Raw genomic sequence first — 16478 nt, 5'->3', positions numbered from 1 at the left:
ACTCTCCTCCGGCAGGCCAGCTCATACCCCGGCGCTCCCGTCTCAACTGCCCGCGGGACACCGGCCGTCGGGAATCGTCCGGGGAGCAGGACGCTCGCCGGGGCCGTCATGGCTCCCGGACGGGGCAGCCTTCCCCGCACCGCCCGGTCCATCCGGCCCTCCGCGCTCTTTCTCCCCCGGTTCCCGTGCGCCCCCCGTCTCCTCCGCCACCTTCTCCCCGTCCACCACCTCCCCGCCCGCCGCCTCCCCGGCCTCCGAGAACTCGACGGCGACGACCGCCGCGTCGTCCCGCAGCCTCCCGCCGGTGTGCCGGGCGACCGCCTCCAGCAGTTCGTCCGGCAGCCGTTCGGTGGGCACCCCGCGCAGTTCCTCCAGCGTCTCGGCGAGCGGGAAGAACCGCCCCCTGCCGTCGCGCGCCTCGTCGATGCCGTCGGTGTGGAGCAGCAACCGGTCCCCGGGGCTCCACCGGGTGTGGACGGTCAGACCGCAGTCGTCGTCCCACCCGGCCGTGAACCCGTGCACCAGTCCCAGCGGCGGCAGCGGTTCGACCGGCAGCGGCGCGCAGCCCTCGGCGGTGAGCAGCAGCGGCGGCGGATGCCCCAGGTCGACGACGCGCAGCCGCCCGCCCTGGACCTCCACCAGCGCGGCGGTGACGAACAACTCGTCCGCCTCGGCCTCCGCGTCCGGGCCGTCACCGGCGGCCGCCTCCCGCGCACACCGCGCCACCGCACGTGAGCAGCGGCCGGCCACGGTCGTCAGCGCGGACTCGTACTGGGCCGCCTCCCGGAAGGCGCCCAGCACCGCGGCCGCCGTACGGATCGCGGGCAGGCCCTTGCCGCGCACATCGCCGATGATCAGCCGGGTGAGGTCCGGAAGGACCACGACCTCGTACAGGTCGCCGCCGATCAGCGTGTCGGACTCGGCGGCGCTGTACCTGGCCGCCAGGCGCAGCCCGCCCGCGCGGCGCGGCACCGGGGAGAGGAGGGCGAGCTGGGCGGCCTCGGCGACCTGCCGGATCCGGACGAGCTGCCCCTCGCGCCGCCGCCGGGCGACGGCCGCCACCAGACCGGCGGCGCTCACCACCACCAGCGAGACCAGCGAGGTGGTGGAGGTGTCCGTCTCGGCCGCGGCCGGCTTGAAGGAGGTGGCCAGCCCGAGGGCCAGGGCGGCGGCGGAGACGGCGAGCACGTCGCGGGGGCGGCCCCGGACCGCGGCGAGCGCGGGCGCCGGGGTGAGCAGGGAGCCGGCGTGTGCGACGCGGCCCTGGACCCCGCCGGTGACCTCGATGACGGCGACCGCGAGGACGAGCAGCCAGGGCAGGAGCAGCCAGGTCCACAGCCGGCCCCACAGGCGCTCCCGGAGCCTCGCGGTGGGCCGCGCGAGCCCCGCGCGCGGAGTGCGGCGGCGCATATGGGGACTTCCTCCCGGCCACGGGAAACGAACGCATCCCTTTTTACCGCATTCGACACCGATTCGGCGGATGAGATCCGGGAGGTCTATAGGATGGACCCACTCTTCCGTTCCCGGGCCCTCCGCGAGGCCCCGCGGCCACCCCTCGGGCAAGGACCGCCTCAGCGACGCAGATCACCGCACGAGTGGCTACAGACGGCCTCCGTTAGTGGGTAGTCTCGAACAGATCGGATAAGTTACCGCTTAGTAAGCTTGCAGCCGCAGGCACCGCCCCCGCAGGTTCGAGGAGCCGCCATGCAACTCGCCGCGATCGTCGTCTCGCTGGTACTCACCGCGGTCGGCGTAGCGCTCTTGGCACGCGCCGTCGCGCAGATCTACCGCTTCGTCAAGCTCGGCCAACCGGTCCCGGCGGGCACACGCACGGACGACCCCAAGCAGCGCACCGTCACCCTGGCCAAGGAGTTCCTCGGCCACACCCGGATGAACCGCTGGGGCGTCGTCGGCGTCGCGCACTGGTTCGTGGCGATCGGCTTCCTCACCCTCGGCCTGACGATCATCACCGCGTACGGCCAGCTCTTCCAGGCCGACTGGGTGCTGCCGGTCCTCGGCGGCTTCCTGCCGTACGAGATGTACATCGAGTTCATCGCCCTGATGACCACGGTGGGCATCCTCACCCTGATCGTGATCCGGCTGCTCAACCTGCCCACCCGTCCGGGCCGCAAGTCGCGCTTCGCCGGCTCGACCGCCTGGCAGGCGTACTTCGTCGAGTACGTCATCCTGATCATCGGCCTCGCCATCCTCGTCCTGCGCGGCCTGGAGGGCGCGCTGCACGGCGTGGACGGCTACGAGGCCGCGTACTTCGCCTCGTACCCGCTGGTGGCCGCCTTCGACGGGCTGAGCACGGGCACCCTGCAGAACCTCGTCTACCTCACCGCCATGGTGAAGCTCGGCACGACGATGATCTGGATGATCACCGTCAGCCTCAACACCGACATGGGCATCGCCTGGCACCGCTTCCTGGCGTTCCCCAACATCTGGTTCAAGCGCGAGTCCAACGGCGAGGTCGCCCTCGGCCCGCTCCAGCCGATGACCTCGGGCGGCAAGCCGATCGACTTCGAGGACCCGGGCGAGGACGACACCTTCGGCGTCTCCCAGGTCGAGCAGTTCTCCTGGAAGGGCATCCTCGACTTCTCCACCTGCACCGAGTGCGGCCGCTGCCAGTCGCAGTGCCCCGCCTGGAACACCGGCAAGCCGCTGTCGCCCAAGCTGTTGATCATGTCGCTGCGCGACCACGCGCACGCCAAGGCCCCCTACCTGCTGGCCGGCGGCGGCAAGACCATGGAGGGCGAGGAGAAGGCCACCGAGGAGCAGCTCAGGGACGTTCCCGCCGCGGCCCTGGCCGAGGCCGAGCGCCCGCTGGTCGGGACGCTGGAGGAGAACGGCGTCATCGACCCGGACGTGCTGTGGTCCTGCACCACCTGCGGCGCCTGCGTCGAGCAGTGCCCCGTCGACATCGAGCACGTCGACCACATCGTCGACATGCGCCGCTACCAGGTGATGATCGAGTCCGCGTTCCCGTCCGAGGCGGGCACGATGCTCAAGAACCTGGAGAAGAAGGGCAACCCCTGGGGCCTGGCCAAGAAGCAGCGCCTGGAGTGGACGAAGGAGCTCCAGCGGGAGACGGGCTTCGAGGTCCCGGTCGTCGGCAAGGACATCGAGGACCTCACCGAGGTCGACTACCTGTACTGGGTCGGCTGCGCCGGCGCCCTGGAGGACCGGGCCAAGAAGACCACCAAGGCCTTCGCCGAGCTGCTGCACATCGCGGGCGTGAAGTTCGCGATCATGGGCGGCGACGAGAAGTGCAGCGGCGACTCCCCCCGCCGCCTGGGCAACGAGTTCCTCTTCCAGCAGCTCGGTGCCGAGAACGTGGCGATGCTGAACATGGCCTTCGGCGAGTCCGCCCCGGACGAGGACGGCGAGGGGGGCGTCACCGTCGAGCGGTCCAAGAAGAAGATCGTCGCGACCTGCCCGCACTGCTTCAACACGATCGCCAACGAGTACCCGCAGCTCGGCGGGCACTACGAGGTCATCCACCACACCCAGCTGCTCCAGCACCTCATCGACGAGGGCCGCCTGGTGCCGGTCACGCCGGTCGAGGGTCTGATCACCTACCACGACCCGTGCTACCTGGGCCGCCACAACAAGGTCTACACGCCGCCGCGCGAGATCATCGGCCGCGTGCCCGGCCTGCGCAACGAGGAGATGCACCGCCACAAGGAGCGGGGCTTCTGCTGCGGCGCCGGCGGTGCGCGGATGTGGATGGAGGAGCGCATCGGCAAGCGCATCAACACCGAGCGCGTGGACGAGGCGCTGTCGCTGAACCCGGACATCGTCTCCACCGCCTGCCCGTTCTGCCTGGTGATGCTGACCGACTCGGTCAACGGCAAGAAGAACGAGGGCAAGGCCAAGGAGAACGTCCAGGTCGTGGACGTCGCCCAGCTCCTGCTGGAGTCGGTCAAGACCCCGGCGGAGCCGGAGGGCCCGGCCGGTACGGAGTCTGCCCCCGAGCCCGAGCCGGCCGCGTAGCGGTCGCGCTCCGGGCAGTACGCAACAGGACGGCGGTGGCCGGTCCCGCGGGAACGCGGGGCCGGCCACCGCCGTATGCGGCGCCTTCCCGCCGTGCCGTGCCGGCCCTTCTCTCAGTCCTCGTCGAACCACTCGTCCAGGACGGCGTCGAACTCCTCGTCCCACTCCTTCAGGACCTTCCGGGACGGCGCGTCGACGTCGGCCTCGTACCAGCGGCGGGCGGTCGTGCAGACCGACACGGAGAACCGGCGCCCGAAGCGCGGGAGATCCGTCTCGACCGCGCCGATCTCGTCCCAGGAGAACCGGGCCTCCTCGCCGTCCAGCCGGAACACCAGCCCGAAGGGGCCGGCGGCGATCGAACCGCGGCGGTCGGACGCCTCGAAGACGGGCCCGCCGTCCCGCTGACCGTCCTCGTCCCGCTCACCGGCCGCGGCCGCCCCGGAGGACGGGCCGGCACTCCCGGCGGCGTCCTCGGCCGGCTCCTCCGGGACCGCTTCCCCGGACGCCTCTCCGGAGGTCTCCCCGGAAGGGGTCTCCTGCTCTGTCTGCTCCACCTCCTCGGCGGCGGCCTCCTCACCGGCCCGGTCCGGGCCCGGCGGAGTGAGGCCGGGTATGTAGGCCGGATCGGTGCCGGCTGCGGTTACGGGCGGGATGACCGGACCTCTGAGCTGTTCCACGGCGGGCAGTATGACCGACGGACCCGTACCGGCGACAGACGGTCCCGTGCCCGGCCGGTGAAGAAAAACCCGCCTCCCGTACAACCCCGGCACCTCCCCGGAGGTCTCCTGTGGGCCACCTCCGCGTTAATTACTGGCCAACACCCGGTGAAACGGGCGGATTCGGCCGCATCAGTCCGGGATGCCTGGCGGCATCCTCCTCGTGCAGCAGGAGAGTTCCGAGTGCACAATCGTTTCCGTACGGCCCTCGCGGCCGCGACCGTGGCGGCCCTGACCGGCGGTCTGATGGCCGCCACCGCCGGTTCGGCCGCCGCCGAAGGCGACCGCCCGACCGCCGACTTCAACGGCGACGGCTTCCGCGACCTCGCCGTCTCGGCCCCCTTCGCCACCGTCAACGGGCAGGCGAGGGCCGGCCAGGTCGTGGTGCTCTACGGCTCCGCCGCGGGCATCACCACCAGCTCCAAGCGGACCCTCATCAGCCAGGACAGCCCCGGAGTGCCCGGCGCGTCCGAGACCGGCGACGGCTTCGGCCACGACACCACCGCGGCCGACTTCAACGACGACGGCTTCACCGACCTCGCCGTCGGCACCCCGCGCGAGAAGGTCGGCGACGACGTCAACGGCGGCACGGTGCAGATCATCTGGGGCTCCGCCTCGGGCCTGTACGGGGGCACCACCGTCCCCGACCCCTCGCCGGGTTCCCACGACCGCTTCGGCTACGTGCTGGACGCCGCCGACTACGACGGCGACGACCTGGCCGACCTGGCCGTCGGCACCAGCTCCTCCTACGTCCGCGTCTTCCGCGGCGGCTTCGGCAAGGGCAAGGGGGAGTACGGCGGCGCCTACGGTGTCCGCCCCGCCATCCTCGGCGGAGCGGACACCGGCCCGATGAACCTCCACTCCGGCGACGTCAACGGCGACGACATCGCCGATCTGGTCGTGGACGGCTACGAGAGGGACTCCGCCGACGGCGAGTACCACTGGAACGCCAACTACTACGTCCCCGGCTCCGCCTCCGGCCTGACCGCGAGCGGCCAGCGGAAGCTCCCCGCCGGCCTGATCACCGACATCGGCGACGTCAACAGCGACGGCTTCGGCGACATCGTCATCGGCATGGAGTTCGACGCGGACTCCGGCGTCCCCGGCAGCCGCACCGGCGGCCTGGTCAACGTCCTCCACGGCTCCCCCTCCGGCCCGAGCGGCACCCGCCAGTCCTTCAGCCAGGACTCCCCCGGCGTCCCCGGCGGCTCGGAGCGGTACGACGGCTTCGGCGCCGAGCTGGACCTGGGCGACGTCAACGGCGACGGCCACCTCGACCTCGCCGTCGGCGCACCCGGCGAGTCCCTGGGCGAGGCGAAGTACACCGGCGCGGTCGTCGTCCTGTACGGCGCGGCGGACGGCTCCGGCCTCACCGGCGCCGGCTCCCAGCTCATCCACCAGGACTCCCCCGGCGTCCCCGGCGGCAACGAGACCGAGGACCAGTTCGGCAGCGACGTCCACCTCGCCGACATGAACGACGACGGCCTGGCGGACCTGACGGTCGGCGCCCTGGGCGAGAACAACGGCAACGGCGCGGTCACCGCGCTCCGTTCCGACGGGACGAAGATCGCCGGCGGCGGCTACTTCCTCTCCGTCAGCAGGGTGGGCGTCTCCTCGGCCGGTGCCCCGCTGTTCGGCGTCAACTTCGCCGGCTGACGCCTTCCGCACCGCCCGCGCCACTCGCGCAACCGCTTCCGCACACGCGCCCCGCGGGGCCCGGCCCGCCGGCCGGGCCCCGCGGCCGTCCCCGCGGCGCCGCCCTCCGGCTGCCCCGACCACCGCCCCGGGGCCTCCCCTACGGGGATCCCCCAGGGGATGTCACAGCTCGGCGGCAATGCGCGCCCCTCCGCCCGGCCCGCGGCACCACGTCCGGCGGAACACGGTACGTTCGAAGGCGTGGCTGGATTCAGGATGGGACACGGCCGGGATCCCCGGAACGCACGACAGCAAGGGCACCGCCCCCCGCAGCAGGCTCCCGGCACGTACGGGCAGCCGCCGTACGCGCCTCCCGCGCAGCCGGGACAGCAGCCCGTACAGCCCGGTCAGCCCGGGCACACCCTGTGGCGCCAGGGCGGCGGGGGGCACGGCGAGCCGGAGTACTTCGGCGATCCGGGCCACGGCGGCCACCACCCCGGGCACGGCGGGCACGGCGGCCATGTGCGCCCGGCCTCGCACGATCCCGCCAACAACCCCGGGCACACACAGATGTTCAGCTTCGGCGAGGCCCCCGACCACGGCCACGCCCCGCAGCAGGGCCACCCGGCCGACGACGGCTACACCGCAGGCGGCACCTACGCGGCGGGGCAGCCGCCCGCGGCGCCCTCCGGCCCGCGGCTGCACTGGAAGCAGCTGCTGAGCGGCATCGTGCTGCGCCCCGACGCCACCTTCTGGCGGATGCGCGACCACTCGGTGTGGGGCCCGGCGCTCATCGTCACCTTCGTCTACGGCCTGCTCGCCGTCTTCGGCTTCGACCAGGCCCGCGAGGACGCGATCAACTCCACGCTCTCCAGCGCGATCCCGTTCGTGCTGATCACCGGCGTGGCCGTGGTCGTCTCCGCCCTGCTGATGGGCGTGGTCACCCACACCCTGGCCCGCCAGCTCGGCGGCGAGGGGCTGTGGGCCCCGACGGTCGGCCTGTCCATGCTGATCATGTCGATCACGGACGCCCCGCGACTGCTGCTGGCGATGTTCCTGGGCGGCAGCGCCACGGTGGTCCAGGTCGTCGGCTGGATCACACTGCTCGCGGCGGGCGCGCTGCTCACCTCGATGGTCCGCCGCTCGCACGACCTGCCCTGGCCGAAGGCGCTGGGCGCCTCCGCGATCCAACTGGTCGCGCTGCTGGCGCTGTTCAAGCTCGGCACGCTGTAGGGCGCGGCGGGTACGGCCCGCATGCGGACGGGGCCCGCGCCGGTGCGCGGGCCCCGTCCGCACGTCAGGAGTCGAGGACCTGTCCCTCCCGCCGCACGACCGGCGGTTCCACGCTCCACGGGAAGTTGATCCAGCGGTCGGTGTGCTTCCACACGTACTCGCACTTCACCAGCGACCGAGGCTTCTCGTAGACCACCGCGGACCGCACCTCGGCCACGTGCTCGGCGCAGAAGTCGTGCACCAGCTTGAGCGTCCTGCCGCTGTCGGCGACGTCGTCGGCGACCAGGACCCTCTTCTCGCTCAGGTCGACGACGTTGGGCACCGGCGGCAGCATGACCGGCATCTCCAGCGTCGTGCCGACGCCGGTGTAGAACTCCACGTTCATCACGTGCAGGTTCTTCACGTCCAGCGCGTAGCCGAGCCCTCCGGCGACGAACAGCCCGCCGCGCGCGATGGACAGGATCATGTCCGGCTCGTAGCCGTCGTCCGCGACGGCCTGCGCCAGCTCCCGGACCGCCTGCCCGAACAGCTCGTAGGTCAGGTTCTCCCGCTCGTCGCCCATGCGTCTCTCCTCGCTCCTCGCGCTCAGACCTGCGTGCGGTGGAAGTTCAGGTAGGACCGCGAGGGCGTCGGGCCGCGCTGCCCCTGGTAGCGGGAGCCGTAGCGGGCGGAGCCGTAGGGGTGCTCGGCCGGCGAGGAGAGACGGAACATGCACAGCTGCCCGATCTTCATCCCGGGCCAGAGCTTGATCGGCAGCGTCGCCACGTTCGACAGCTCCAGCGTCACGTGCCCGGAGAAGCCGGGGTCGATGAAGCCGGCCGTGGAGTGCGTCAGCAGGCCCAGCCGCCCCAGCGAGCTCTTGCCCTCCAGCCGGGAGGCGATGTCGTCGGGCAGGGTGACCACCTCGTAGGTCGAGGCCAGCACGAACTCGCCCGGGTGGAGGATGAACGGCTCGTCCCCCTCCGGCTCGATCAGCCGCGTCAGGTCGGACTGCTCGACCGCGGGGTCGATGTGGGGGTAGCGGTGGTTCTCGAACACCCGGAAGAAGCGGTCCAGCCGCACGTCGATGCTGGACGGCTGCACCATCGCCGGGTCGTACGGATCGATCCTCACCCGCCCGGAGTCGACCTCGGCCCGGATGTCCTTGTCTGAGAGAAGCACGACGTCGAGCGTACAGACCGCGGGCCCGGCGCCTGCGCACCGGGCCCGCGTGCCCTCGTCCGCCACGGCCGCTCACCACGGCCGCCCGGCACCCCGGCGTCTCAGCGCCTCACGACCTCCATGCCCGTCACGGCCTGCCGCGCCACCGGCACCGCCTGCCTCAGCCGCGCGCACCGCGGGCACCGCAGCAGCCGGCCCGGGCCGATCCGGCCGCTGCCGAGGTTCTGCATCGGGAACGTCGAGGTGCTGAACACATGCCCATCGGCACACTGAACGACGGTGGACTCCATCGCCTGCCTCTCCCCACTACGTGAACGACCAAAGCCACATTAGGGGATCAATCGGCCTGTCTCGCGCCCGGCGCTCCGCTCCCACCGTACGCCCCAACTCCCCTCCTCCGCTTCCCGGAAACCCGCCCGTCACACGCCCCGGGGACACGACGAAAAGGACCCCTCGGCTGTGCGCCGGGGGCCCGGGATGAGGTACAGTGTGCGTCGATGAGCGACGTGATCGTCCGCTCCTCGCGGGTGTAGTTTAATGGTAGAACATGAGCTTCCCAAGCTCAGAGCGCGGGTTCGATTCCCGTCACCCGCTCCATGACGAAGGCCCAGGTCAGCGACCTGGGCCTTGCTCGTTCCCCGGACCTCTCAGCGCCGTTCTAAGCATCCCGTGCCAGATCCGTGCCAGAAGGGCCGCCGCCCTTCTCCGGAGGCGTCAGGGCCGCGCGTACCCGGGCGTCGATGCCGTCGGCGAGCTCCCGCTGATGCTCCAGCGACGAGTGCTGGTAGATCATCGCGGCCCGTACGGACGACTGCCCCATCCGCACCATGAGGTCCTTCAGTTTGGCCCCGGTGTCCGCCGCGAGAGTGTTCCCGGTGTGACGGAGATCGTAGAAGCGGAAGCCCTCGGGGAGCCCCGCCTTCGCGCGCGCCCTGCGCCACTTCCGCCCGAAGGTGGACCGCCGGAAAGGAGCGCCCTTCTCGCCGACGAAGAGCAGCCCGTTCGGGCCCCGGTCCTTCCTGTCGGCGAACCACTCGACATGCCGCCGCAGATCGGTGTGCAGGAACGCGGGCAGGATCAGCGTGCGCTTCCCGGCCGCCGACTTGGGCTCGCCCGTGACACGGCGGCCGGTCGTCAGCTCGGGCGAGGCCAGCGTGATCCGCAGCGTCCCCGTGTCGAGGTCGACGTCACCGCGCCGCAGCTCGGCCAGTTCCTCCGGCCGCAAGGTCGCGAAGGCCCCGAGGAGGACCATCAGCCGCCACCGCGGCCCCATGGCGTCGGCCACCGCGTACACCTGCTCCACGGTGGCGATGGGCCGTTCGGGCGCCCGCTCCTGGCCGGCGCCCCTGATGCGGCACGGGTTGCGGCGGATCAGCTCGTCGTCCACAGCGGTTTCCATGACGGCCTTGAGCAGCCGGTACGCCTTGGCCACGGTGGTGGGCGCCCCGGTCTCCTCCAGCCGCTCGGTACGCCAGGTGCGGACACGGGGAGCGGTGATCTCGTCCAGGTCCCGGTGCCCGAAGGCGGGCAGCAGGTGGATGCGGAGCAGGCGTTCGTAGAGCTCCACGGTCGTCGGCCGGAGACCGCGTTCGGCGATCCACTGGCGGGCGTAGACCTCGAAGTTGACCGCCCCGGCATCCGGATCCTGCCAGTCGCCGCGCGTCAGGTCCGCTTCCGTCTGCGACAGCCAGATCTCGGCGTCCGCCTTGGTGTCGAAGGTGCGGTCGGCCGGACGCAGCACACCGTCCGGGCCAGGGTAACGAGCCTGCCAGCGGCCGGACGGCAGCCTGCGCACAGCACCGAAGCGACGGCGCTTGCCCTTCCTGTTGGCCATCAGGCGGCCCTCCGCAGACGAGCCCGGCGCCGCTGGACCGGCTGCACGGTGTTCGCCTCGATGAAGGCCGCCAGCGCGCTTTCCGGGATACGTACGTGACGGCCGAGCTTGACGAAGGTGATCCGCCGTTCGGCGACCAGCCGCCGGGGGAAACGAGGCGTGGTGCCGAGCAGCTCGGCGACCTGGTCGACGCTGAGGTATCGGTCTTTCATCGGTCTGTTTCCCCTTCCGTGCTGGCGGTGTTGGAGGTGAGTGCGTCGGTCAGCCATTGCTCGCCCGCTGTGAGGCCGGTGCCGGCGAAGGCCCAGTGCGCGAGGACGAGGGTGGTCTCCTCCGGCTCGGCGGCCGGATCGTGGGGTGTCTCGCCGCGTGCGATGGCGGCTTGGAGGCGCTGCCATTCGGCGCGGGCGGTGCGCAGCGCCCCGAGGGTGGTGGAGTAGCGGCGGGTCTTGGTGGAGAAGTGGCCGCGGAAGCCGAGCATGTGGGCCCAGGCCCGCAGCCGCAGGTGTTCCAGGTCCTTGCGCGCGCCGAGGGTCCAGGCGGTGCGGATCATCCGCCGGGCGTGGTCGGAGAGGTCGAGGGCGGCCAGCTCGGCGAGGAACTTCAGCGGCCGGTCCAGGGTGCCGGTGGCGGTCTCGGCGCCCTTGGTGGCGTACTTGGCGATGTAGGCCGCGACGGCCCGGTCGGTCAGTTCGGTGCCGTCGTCAAGGCGGCTCGCTCCGCTCGCCGTGCGCGGCCCGGCTTCCCGCCGGGCCTGCGCTCCTGTCTCCGCCCCGGCCGTCCGCCGACCGCGCGCCCACGGTGGGATAGGGCGGAGGCCATGAGGCGACGCTGAACTGCTGCGGCCTCGGTCAGAACAGTGCCTCCGGCGGGGGCACTCGGGCTCCGGGATGGAGGGGCACGGCTGGTGAGTGCCGGTCGTCAGTGGTGAGCGCGGGGAGCTCCCATCCCGTCTGCCATCGACCCAGGCAGACGGGATGGGAGCTGGGGCGAGTCGTGAGTAGGACGCTCGCCTTGGCCTTTTTCTAGGTTCTCGTCCCGCAGGCCCCAAACGGCCCCTAACCTGGCTAGACATTAAAAGAGGAAGGCGCGAGGCAAGCAAACGCCAGGAGGACGAGGAAGTGGCTGACCCTACCGAACTGATGCTGACCGACCTCTCGAACTCGTACGCAGACGCGAAAGTTTCTAATGCTTTCCTCCGCCTGTACGTGAACGATTCCCGCTTCGGCCGCGCTTTCGCTAGCCTTCACGAGCGATTGAACGAGCATTTTGAATCGATCAACGACAGGACAGACTCGACCCGCCACTACCGGGCCGAAAATAGCAGAGAAATGCTCGCACTCATCAAGGAATTGACTGAATTCCTTGATGAGTGCGAGCATGCTAACATGCAGGTGCATCTAGCGGAACCCTATGCAGGCGCAATAAAAAGCTGCCAGTCATGGCTGAAGCGCAGCGGAGGGAGCGCCATTCCGGATGACTTCAAAAAAATTGCCATTATTAAATATGAGCCAGTTTTTTCTCGCCCGGAAACCGAGATCAAACTGAAGAAGTCCAGTCAACGCACTCAGCTGCAGCTGATCGGCGAGGGGTCATACGCAAAGGTATTCTCCTTTGTCGACCCTGACTACGGAATAAAATTTGCCGTTAAGCGTGCTAACAAGGACCTAAGCGACCGGGATCTTCATCGATTCCGGCAGGAGTTCGATATCCTCAAGCGCTTGAGGTTCCCGTACATAGTTGAAGTGTTCCAGTACGACACGACCCGCAATGAATACCTAATGGAGTTCTGCGAGTCTACGCTCCGCAAGTACATCAAGAAGCGGAACAGCAACTTGCCGTTTTCGTCAAGGAAGAGAATTGCGCTGCAATTCTTGTACGGCATCAACTATATCCATACCGAAAATCTGCTTCACCGCGATGTCAGCCTCCAGAACGTTCTAGTTAAGACCTTCAACGGTGGGGCTGTCCTTGTGAAGCTCTCGGACTTCGGCCTCGCCAAAGATAAGAATTCCGAATACACGCGAACGAAGACGGAGATGCGCGGAACCATTCGGGATCCCCTCCTGGCGAGCTTCAAGGAGTATGGCGTACATAATGAGATCTACTCGATCGGTTGGGTGCTGTCCTATATCTTCAGCGGCAGAGAGGCCCTGATGTCCCAAAATGATGCACCGAGCCAGATCGTACGGAAGTGCACGGCGCATGATGTATCCCATCGATACCAGAGCGTGCGCGAACTAATTGGTGATGTCGAGAAATTGGAGTCCACCCCAAACCCCACCGATTCCCCTGCTTGACCCTTGTATCGCTTAACGCCTATGGGCAGCTGTACGCTTCCCAAGCTGAGGACTCAAGCACCACCAGTACGTGTCGGCTGGCATGAGGCTTGCTCCGGTCGACGGAATTGGCAGCATGGTGGAGGCCGGGTGCAGTGAGGCATACACGCGCCTGGTTGTTGGTACTCCGCCATCGTGGCTCGCTGCTGTCAGTTGAAGTTCGTGCCACAACCGGTCCAGATACAGGGGTCAGCCACGGGCAACACCGGTGCCTCATATGCAAATTCCCGCCCATTTTCTGGCCTAGTTAAGCCGCAGCTCAGCCGCCAGATCACCCAGCCTCTCCCCTAAAGTGGTGGTGAGGCGTGGTGACACCACCAGATGACATCAACGCCCCCGGACGGAGACAGACTGAGGCAGTCGCAGGAGGACCAAGAGCTGCCGGAGACGCGGGAACCGAGCAGGTTAAGCGGCCTGATGATCGAACTTGTAACGCAGTGGTCAATGCGGCGCTTCGATGTCAGTCCTCGCCCACTTGCAGCAAGGCAACGACAACACCGTTACCCACGCCGGCGACCACCCCATCGAAGGAGTGCCGGGTGACGGGGTTCCACCCGTAGCCTGCGTCGGACAGCTCGATGTTCGTCGACCACGTCGCCTCGTAGCCGAGCAGCTTCACCACTCGCCGGGCGGCTCGGTGAGCATGCTCCCGGTCGCGGCGCATCCGGCCCGGGAAGACCAGGTCCCCGGCGGACAGATACGTCATGACGTCCGTGGCCTGCTCCGCGTCGATGGCTTCCAGTGCCCCGCGGATGTCGGCGGGACCGGTCGGCCCGCGTGCATCTTTGACCGCGTAGTCCGCCCAGGCTTCGTGCGCGTCGAGCACCAGACGGTACACATGCTCTTCCACAGTGCCGGTGTCCGCTGCCGCGACCCGGCCGAACACACCGTCCTCCCGGGCAAGCGAGCCCAGCATCACTCGCAGATCCGCCATGATCTCCACGCCCGGATCCTTCCATGCGTTGCTGCCTCCAGACACAGGCTCCGTACCAGATGCGTGCCAGAACGGGCGGGGAAGGGCGGTCAGCAGCGGTCACTTCGGACACCACTGCAGTGCGGTCTGCGAAGGCGTCCGCACAGGTCAGAGGCGTAATGCGCGGGTGATCGCGCGGTGATCCCCAAGCTCAGAGCGCGGGTTCGATTCCCGTCACCCGCTCCATGACGAAGGCCCAGGTCAGCGACCTGGGCCTTGTTCGTTGTCCGGACCTCCCGGCGCCGTTCCAATCGCCCCGTGCCCGATCCGTGCCGTGCGAGCCGGCCCGGTCCCGGCGGCCGGGCCGGTGCCGCCCCGGCGCAAAAGACACGGTGCGGCGGCGCTCCGCCCGGCTCGCCCCGGCCCGCAGGACGGGCGGCGGCGGGGAACCCGGGCGCCCGATCTCGCCACGGACGTGCCGGGCCGCTCCGAGAAAGGCTCAGGACAGCGGCACGCAGAAGCGGAACACAGGGGTCCTACGGTGTTTTCGCGCCGATGTTGCGACTTTCCCGCGCGAGCGCGCGGCACCCGGCGGAACGTTTCCCCGCACGTGCCCTGTGCTTGTGCGCTTGCCCGGCACCTGGCTTGTTACGAGAGGTGTGGAACGGGTGTTCGCGGGTACGCACATACGCCCACGATGATGCGTGTGTGAGTATCCGGATGTAGCGGCTGGTTTTCGGGCCCCTGCTCAGGGGCTTCTCACAGGGGGAAAGATGGGCGCACGCGTGCTGCGGGAACGTCGGACCGGTGTGGTCGCGGAGCTGTCCGAGTCGCCGGGCGCCGAGTCGCCGCCCGCAGAGGCGGCCGCGCCCGGTCCTCCTGCGCACCGCCGCCGGCCCTCGGGCCCCCGCGGTACCCCGGGCCGGCAGACGGTGTGACCGTCCGGTTTCCGTGAGCGGGGCGTCGGCGCCGACGGTGTGCACCCCGCGTTCGTTCCATCCTCCTCCGTGCCCCCGACGCCGGGGGTACGGGCGTACCGAACCGCCGGAACGGCGGTAGCCCGGGCCCGGCGCTACGCGCGGAGCTTCGTGCCGGGACACGCTCCCGCCGCAGGCATGTGGGCACGACGGCGGGGCCGGTCCGGCTCCACTCGTTCCGCGCGCCCGTCGGCAGGACCGCTACGGTGCGGGCCTGCCGGCGGCCACACGCGCCGGGCCCTCCCCCTCGTCCGGACGGGTCCGCACCGCCCGGCCCGGCGCACGGCAAGTCGTCAAGGTCACCGACACTCCGTCAGAGAAGGGTTCGACCAATGCCCCAGAGCACCGGTATCGGCACGCTGGACAGAGCGGCACCCGACGTCCATGACGCGGATGTCTTCAGCGATCTCCTCTTCGGGCATCTGCCGAGGGCCGACCAGCGCCAGTGGGCGCGCGCCTACATGCGAGGACTGCTCTTCACCCAGGGCAGGAAGTCTATGCGGCGCCTCGCGGAGTCCGTCTCCAGCTCGCCGACGGCCTGGTACTCGCTCCAGCAGTTCATCAGCGGCAGTTCGTGGAAGTGGGAGCCTTCCCGCACCGAGCTGGCCCGGTGGGTGGAGCGCCGGGCGTCCGTCCGCGCGTGGACCGTCGCGTTCGCCGTCTCGCCCAAGCGGGGCGGCAGATCCGCCTGCGTGCACCGAAGATTCGTCGCGTCCAGCGGGCGCACGGTCAACTGCCAGCTGGGCACCGCCCTGTTCCTCTCCTGTCCCGGGGCCAACCTCCCGGTCGACTGGCGTCTGTACATGCCCGCCGAGTGGGGAGAGGAGGAAGCGCTGCGGAGGGGGGCCCGCATCCCCCGGGACGTGATGCCCCAGCCGCTGTGGAAGGACTCCCTGGACCTCGTCGAGAAGATGCTGACCGTCACCTCGGGTCCTCCCGCACCGGTCGTCGCGGATCTGAGCGACACCGACGACGTCGGACCGGCCGTCGCGCGCCTGGAGGCGATGGGGTGCGGTTTCGTCGTCGCCGTACGGCCGGGCACCAAGGTGGTGGCCGATCGGCGGCCGGACGCCCAGCGGGTCCATCCGGCACACCCGCGGGAGACCGTGCACACCGCGGACGAGCTGCTGGGATCGCGCCGTGACCGGCACCACTACACGGCCACCGTCATGGGCCCCGAGGGGGTGTTCCGGCACGTCCCGGTGCTCTCGGCGCTGTTCCGGCTCTCCGGGCAGCGTCCGCCCGGCGCCGACCGGGGGGTCTACCGCCTGTTCACCCAGCCCGCCCCGGAGGGGCGGGGCACGGGCCTGCTGTGGATGACGAATCTGACGCACAGGCGGCTGGACGAGCTGCTGGAGCTGGCGCTGCTGCACACCAGCGCCACGAACACCGTCAACTGCCTGGACAGCCGGTTCGAGCTGCTGGACTTCGCCGGCCGCTCCTTCCCCGGCTGGCACCATCACATGACGCTCGCCTCCGCCGCGTACGCCTACACCCGGCTGGCCCAGCCCGGCGAACTGCCGGTTCCTCCCGTGCGGGAGACGCACGAGTACGCCCGGACGGGGGTATAGAGGGGGGAGGGCTCCGGCTCCGGGCCTCCCGCCGCACCGGCGGACGACGTTTTTGGCAAGTCGGCCCACCGGCCGGCCCGGCCGGCCGGGAAAACCCCTGGAC

General features: G+C 69.9%; 13 protein-coding genes, 1 tRNA gene and 1 pseudogene. 6 read left to right on the top strand and 9 right to left on the bottom strand.

Features of this window, described 5'->3' with window-relative positions; translation table 11 throughout:
• Positions 1 to 42: 42 nt before the first annotated feature.
• Positions 43 to 1410: a PP2C family protein-serine/threonine phosphatase gene (locus QPK52_RS13715; RefSeq protein ID WP_410537773.1), complete on the bottom strand. Its 1368-nt coding sequence runs from the start codon at positions 1408 to 1410 to the stop codon at positions 43 to 45.
• 294 nt (positions 1411 to 1704) lie between these two features.
• Here QPK52_RS13715 and QPK52_RS13710 point away from each other — a divergent pair, with 294 nt between their 5' ends.
• Complete coding sequence (locus QPK52_RS13710; protein WP_410537772.1) at positions 1705 to 3996, top strand: (Fe-S)-binding protein; 2292 nt, start codon at positions 1705 to 1707, stop codon at positions 3994 to 3996.
• 113 nt (positions 3997 to 4109) lie between these two features.
• Here QPK52_RS13710 and QPK52_RS13705 read toward each other — a convergent pair whose 3' ends face one another.
• Positions 4110 to 4673: a hypothetical protein gene (locus QPK52_RS13705; RefSeq protein WP_410537771.1), complete on the bottom strand. Its 564-nt coding sequence runs from the start codon at positions 4671 to 4673 to the stop codon at positions 4110 to 4112.
• A 222-nt stretch (positions 4674 to 4895) separates the two neighbouring features.
• Between QPK52_RS13705 and QPK52_RS13700 the strand changes: the two genes are divergently transcribed.
• Together QPK52_RS13700 and QPK52_RS13695 are read left to right on the top strand one after the other, a co-directional pair.
• Complete coding sequence (locus QPK52_RS13700) at positions 4896 to 6368, top strand: FG-GAP-like repeat-containing protein (RefSeq protein WP_410537770.1); 1473 nt, start codon at positions 4896 to 4898, stop codon at positions 6366 to 6368.
• A 159-nt stretch (positions 6369 to 6527) separates the two neighbouring features.
• Entirely contained in the window at positions 6528 to 7580 is a 1053-nt protein-coding gene (locus QPK52_RS13695) for a Yip1 family protein (RefSeq protein WP_410537769.1), read from the top strand.
• 64 nt (positions 7581 to 7644) lie between these two features.
• Here QPK52_RS13695 and QPK52_RS13690 read toward each other — a convergent pair whose 3' ends face one another.
• The 3 genes from QPK52_RS13690 to QPK52_RS13680 form a co-directional block, all read right to left on the bottom strand.
• Positions 7645 to 8142 (bottom strand): phosphoribosyltransferase, encoded by a 498-nt coding sequence (locus tag QPK52_RS13690; RefSeq protein WP_093656870.1) that lies wholly within the window; start codon positions 8140 to 8142, stop codon positions 7645 to 7647.
• A gap of 23 nt (positions 8143 to 8165) precedes the next feature.
• Complete coding sequence (gene dcd / locus QPK52_RS13685) at positions 8166 to 8741, bottom strand: dCTP deaminase (RefSeq protein ID WP_093657735.1); 576 nt, start codon at positions 8739 to 8741, stop codon at positions 8166 to 8168.
• Between the two features lie 101 nt (positions 8742 to 8842).
• The gene (locus tag QPK52_RS13680; RefSeq protein WP_093656872.1) at positions 8843 to 9031 is read right to left on the bottom strand and encodes a hypothetical protein; all 189 of its coding nucleotides are present in this window, start codon (positions 9029 to 9031) and stop codon (positions 8843 to 8845) included.
• Between the two features lie 233 nt (positions 9032 to 9264).
• Between QPK52_RS13680 and QPK52_RS13675 the strand changes: the two genes are divergently transcribed.
• Positions 9265 to 9338 (top strand) — tRNA-Gly (locus QPK52_RS13675).
• Between the two features lie 61 nt (positions 9339 to 9399).
• Here the strand turns inward: QPK52_RS13675 and QPK52_RS13670 are convergent.
• The 3 genes and pseudogenes from QPK52_RS13670 to QPK52_RS13660 all read right to left on the bottom strand — a co-directional run.
• A complete protein-coding gene (locus QPK52_RS13670; protein ID WP_410537768.1) occupies positions 9400 to 10575 on the bottom strand; it encodes a tyrosine-type recombinase/integrase in 1176 nt (391 codons plus the stop codon).
• Positions 10575 to 10787 carry a helix-turn-helix domain-containing protein gene (locus tag QPK52_RS13665; RefSeq protein WP_093852174.1) on the bottom strand — a complete coding sequence of 71 codons (213 nt, stop codon included), beginning with the start codon at positions 10785 to 10787 and terminating at the stop codon, positions 10575 to 10577. Before QPK52_RS13665 ends, QPK52_RS13670 begins: the two co-directional genes overlap by 1 nt.
• A pseudogene (locus QPK52_RS13660) lies at positions 10784 to 11323 on the bottom strand (replication initiator); the annotation flags it as partial. The pseudogene QPK52_RS13660 and the gene QPK52_RS13665, both read right to left, overlap by 4 nt.
• A 373-nt stretch (positions 11324 to 11696) precedes the next feature.
• Between QPK52_RS13660 and QPK52_RS13655 the strand changes: the two are divergent.
• A complete protein-coding gene (locus QPK52_RS13655) occupies positions 11697 to 12875 on the top strand; it encodes a protein kinase family protein (protein ID WP_410537767.1) in 1179 nt (392 codons plus the stop codon).
• Between the two features lie 499 nt (positions 12876 to 13374).
• Here the strand turns inward: QPK52_RS13655 and QPK52_RS13650 are convergent, their stop codons facing one another.
• On the bottom strand, positions 13375 to 13857 hold the full coding sequence (locus QPK52_RS13650; protein ID WP_410537766.1) for a hypothetical protein: 483 nt from the start codon (positions 13855 to 13857) through the stop codon (positions 13375 to 13377).
• A gap of 1279 nt (positions 13858 to 15136) precedes the next feature.
• Here QPK52_RS13650 and QPK52_RS13645 point away from each other — a divergent pair.
• Positions 15137 to 16375, top strand: a complete 1239-nt coding sequence (locus QPK52_RS13645) for a transposase (RefSeq protein WP_410537765.1) — start codon at positions 15137 to 15139, stop codon at positions 16373 to 16375.
• Positions 16376 to 16478 lie beyond the last annotated feature (103 nt).

It is taken from the genome of Streptomyces sp. KL2 (genome assembly GCF_046529545.1).
Classification (GTDB): domain Bacteria; phylum Actinomycetota; class Actinomycetes; order Streptomycetales; family Streptomycetaceae; genus Streptomyces; species Streptomyces radiopugnans.
The sequence above is the reverse complement of the archived record's forward strand: the minus strand, read 5'-3'. Positions and strand labels throughout refer to the sequence as shown.

What these genes read in the sequence shown, in the direction of transcription:
- QPK52_RS13710 (WP_410537772.1), top strand. Translation starts at nt 1,705, where the DNA reads ATGCAACTCGCCGCGATCGTCGTCTCGCTGGTACTCACCGCGGTCGGC.
- QPK52_RS13645 (WP_410537765.1), top strand. Translation starts at nt 15,137, where the DNA reads ATGCCCCAGAGCACCGGTATCGGCACGCTGGACAGAGCGGCACCCGAC.
- QPK52_RS13690 (WP_093656870.1), bottom strand. Translation starts at nt 8,142, where the DNA reads ATGGGCGACGAGCGGGAGAACCTGACCTACGAGCTGTTCGGGCAGGCG.
- QPK52_RS13695 (WP_410537769.1), top strand. Translation starts at nt 6,528, where the DNA reads ATGTCACAGCTCGGCGGCAATGCGCGCCCCTCCGCCCGGCCCGCGGCA.
- QPK52_RS13715 (WP_410537773.1), bottom strand. Translation starts at nt 1,410, where the DNA reads ATGCGCCGCCGCACTCCGCGCGCGGGGCTCGCGCGGCCCACCGCGAGG.
- QPK52_RS13670 (WP_410537768.1), bottom strand. Translation starts at nt 10,575, where the DNA reads ATGGCCAACAGGAAGGGCAAGCGCCGTCGCTTCGGTGCTGTGCGCAGG.
- QPK52_RS13665 (WP_093852174.1), bottom strand. Translation starts at nt 10,787, where the DNA reads ATGAAAGACCGATACCTCAGCGTCGACCAGGTCGCCGAGCTGCTCGGC.
- QPK52_RS13680 (WP_093656872.1), bottom strand. Translation starts at nt 9,031, where the DNA reads ATGGAGTCCACCGTCGTTCAGTGTGCCGATGGGCATGTGTTCAGCACC.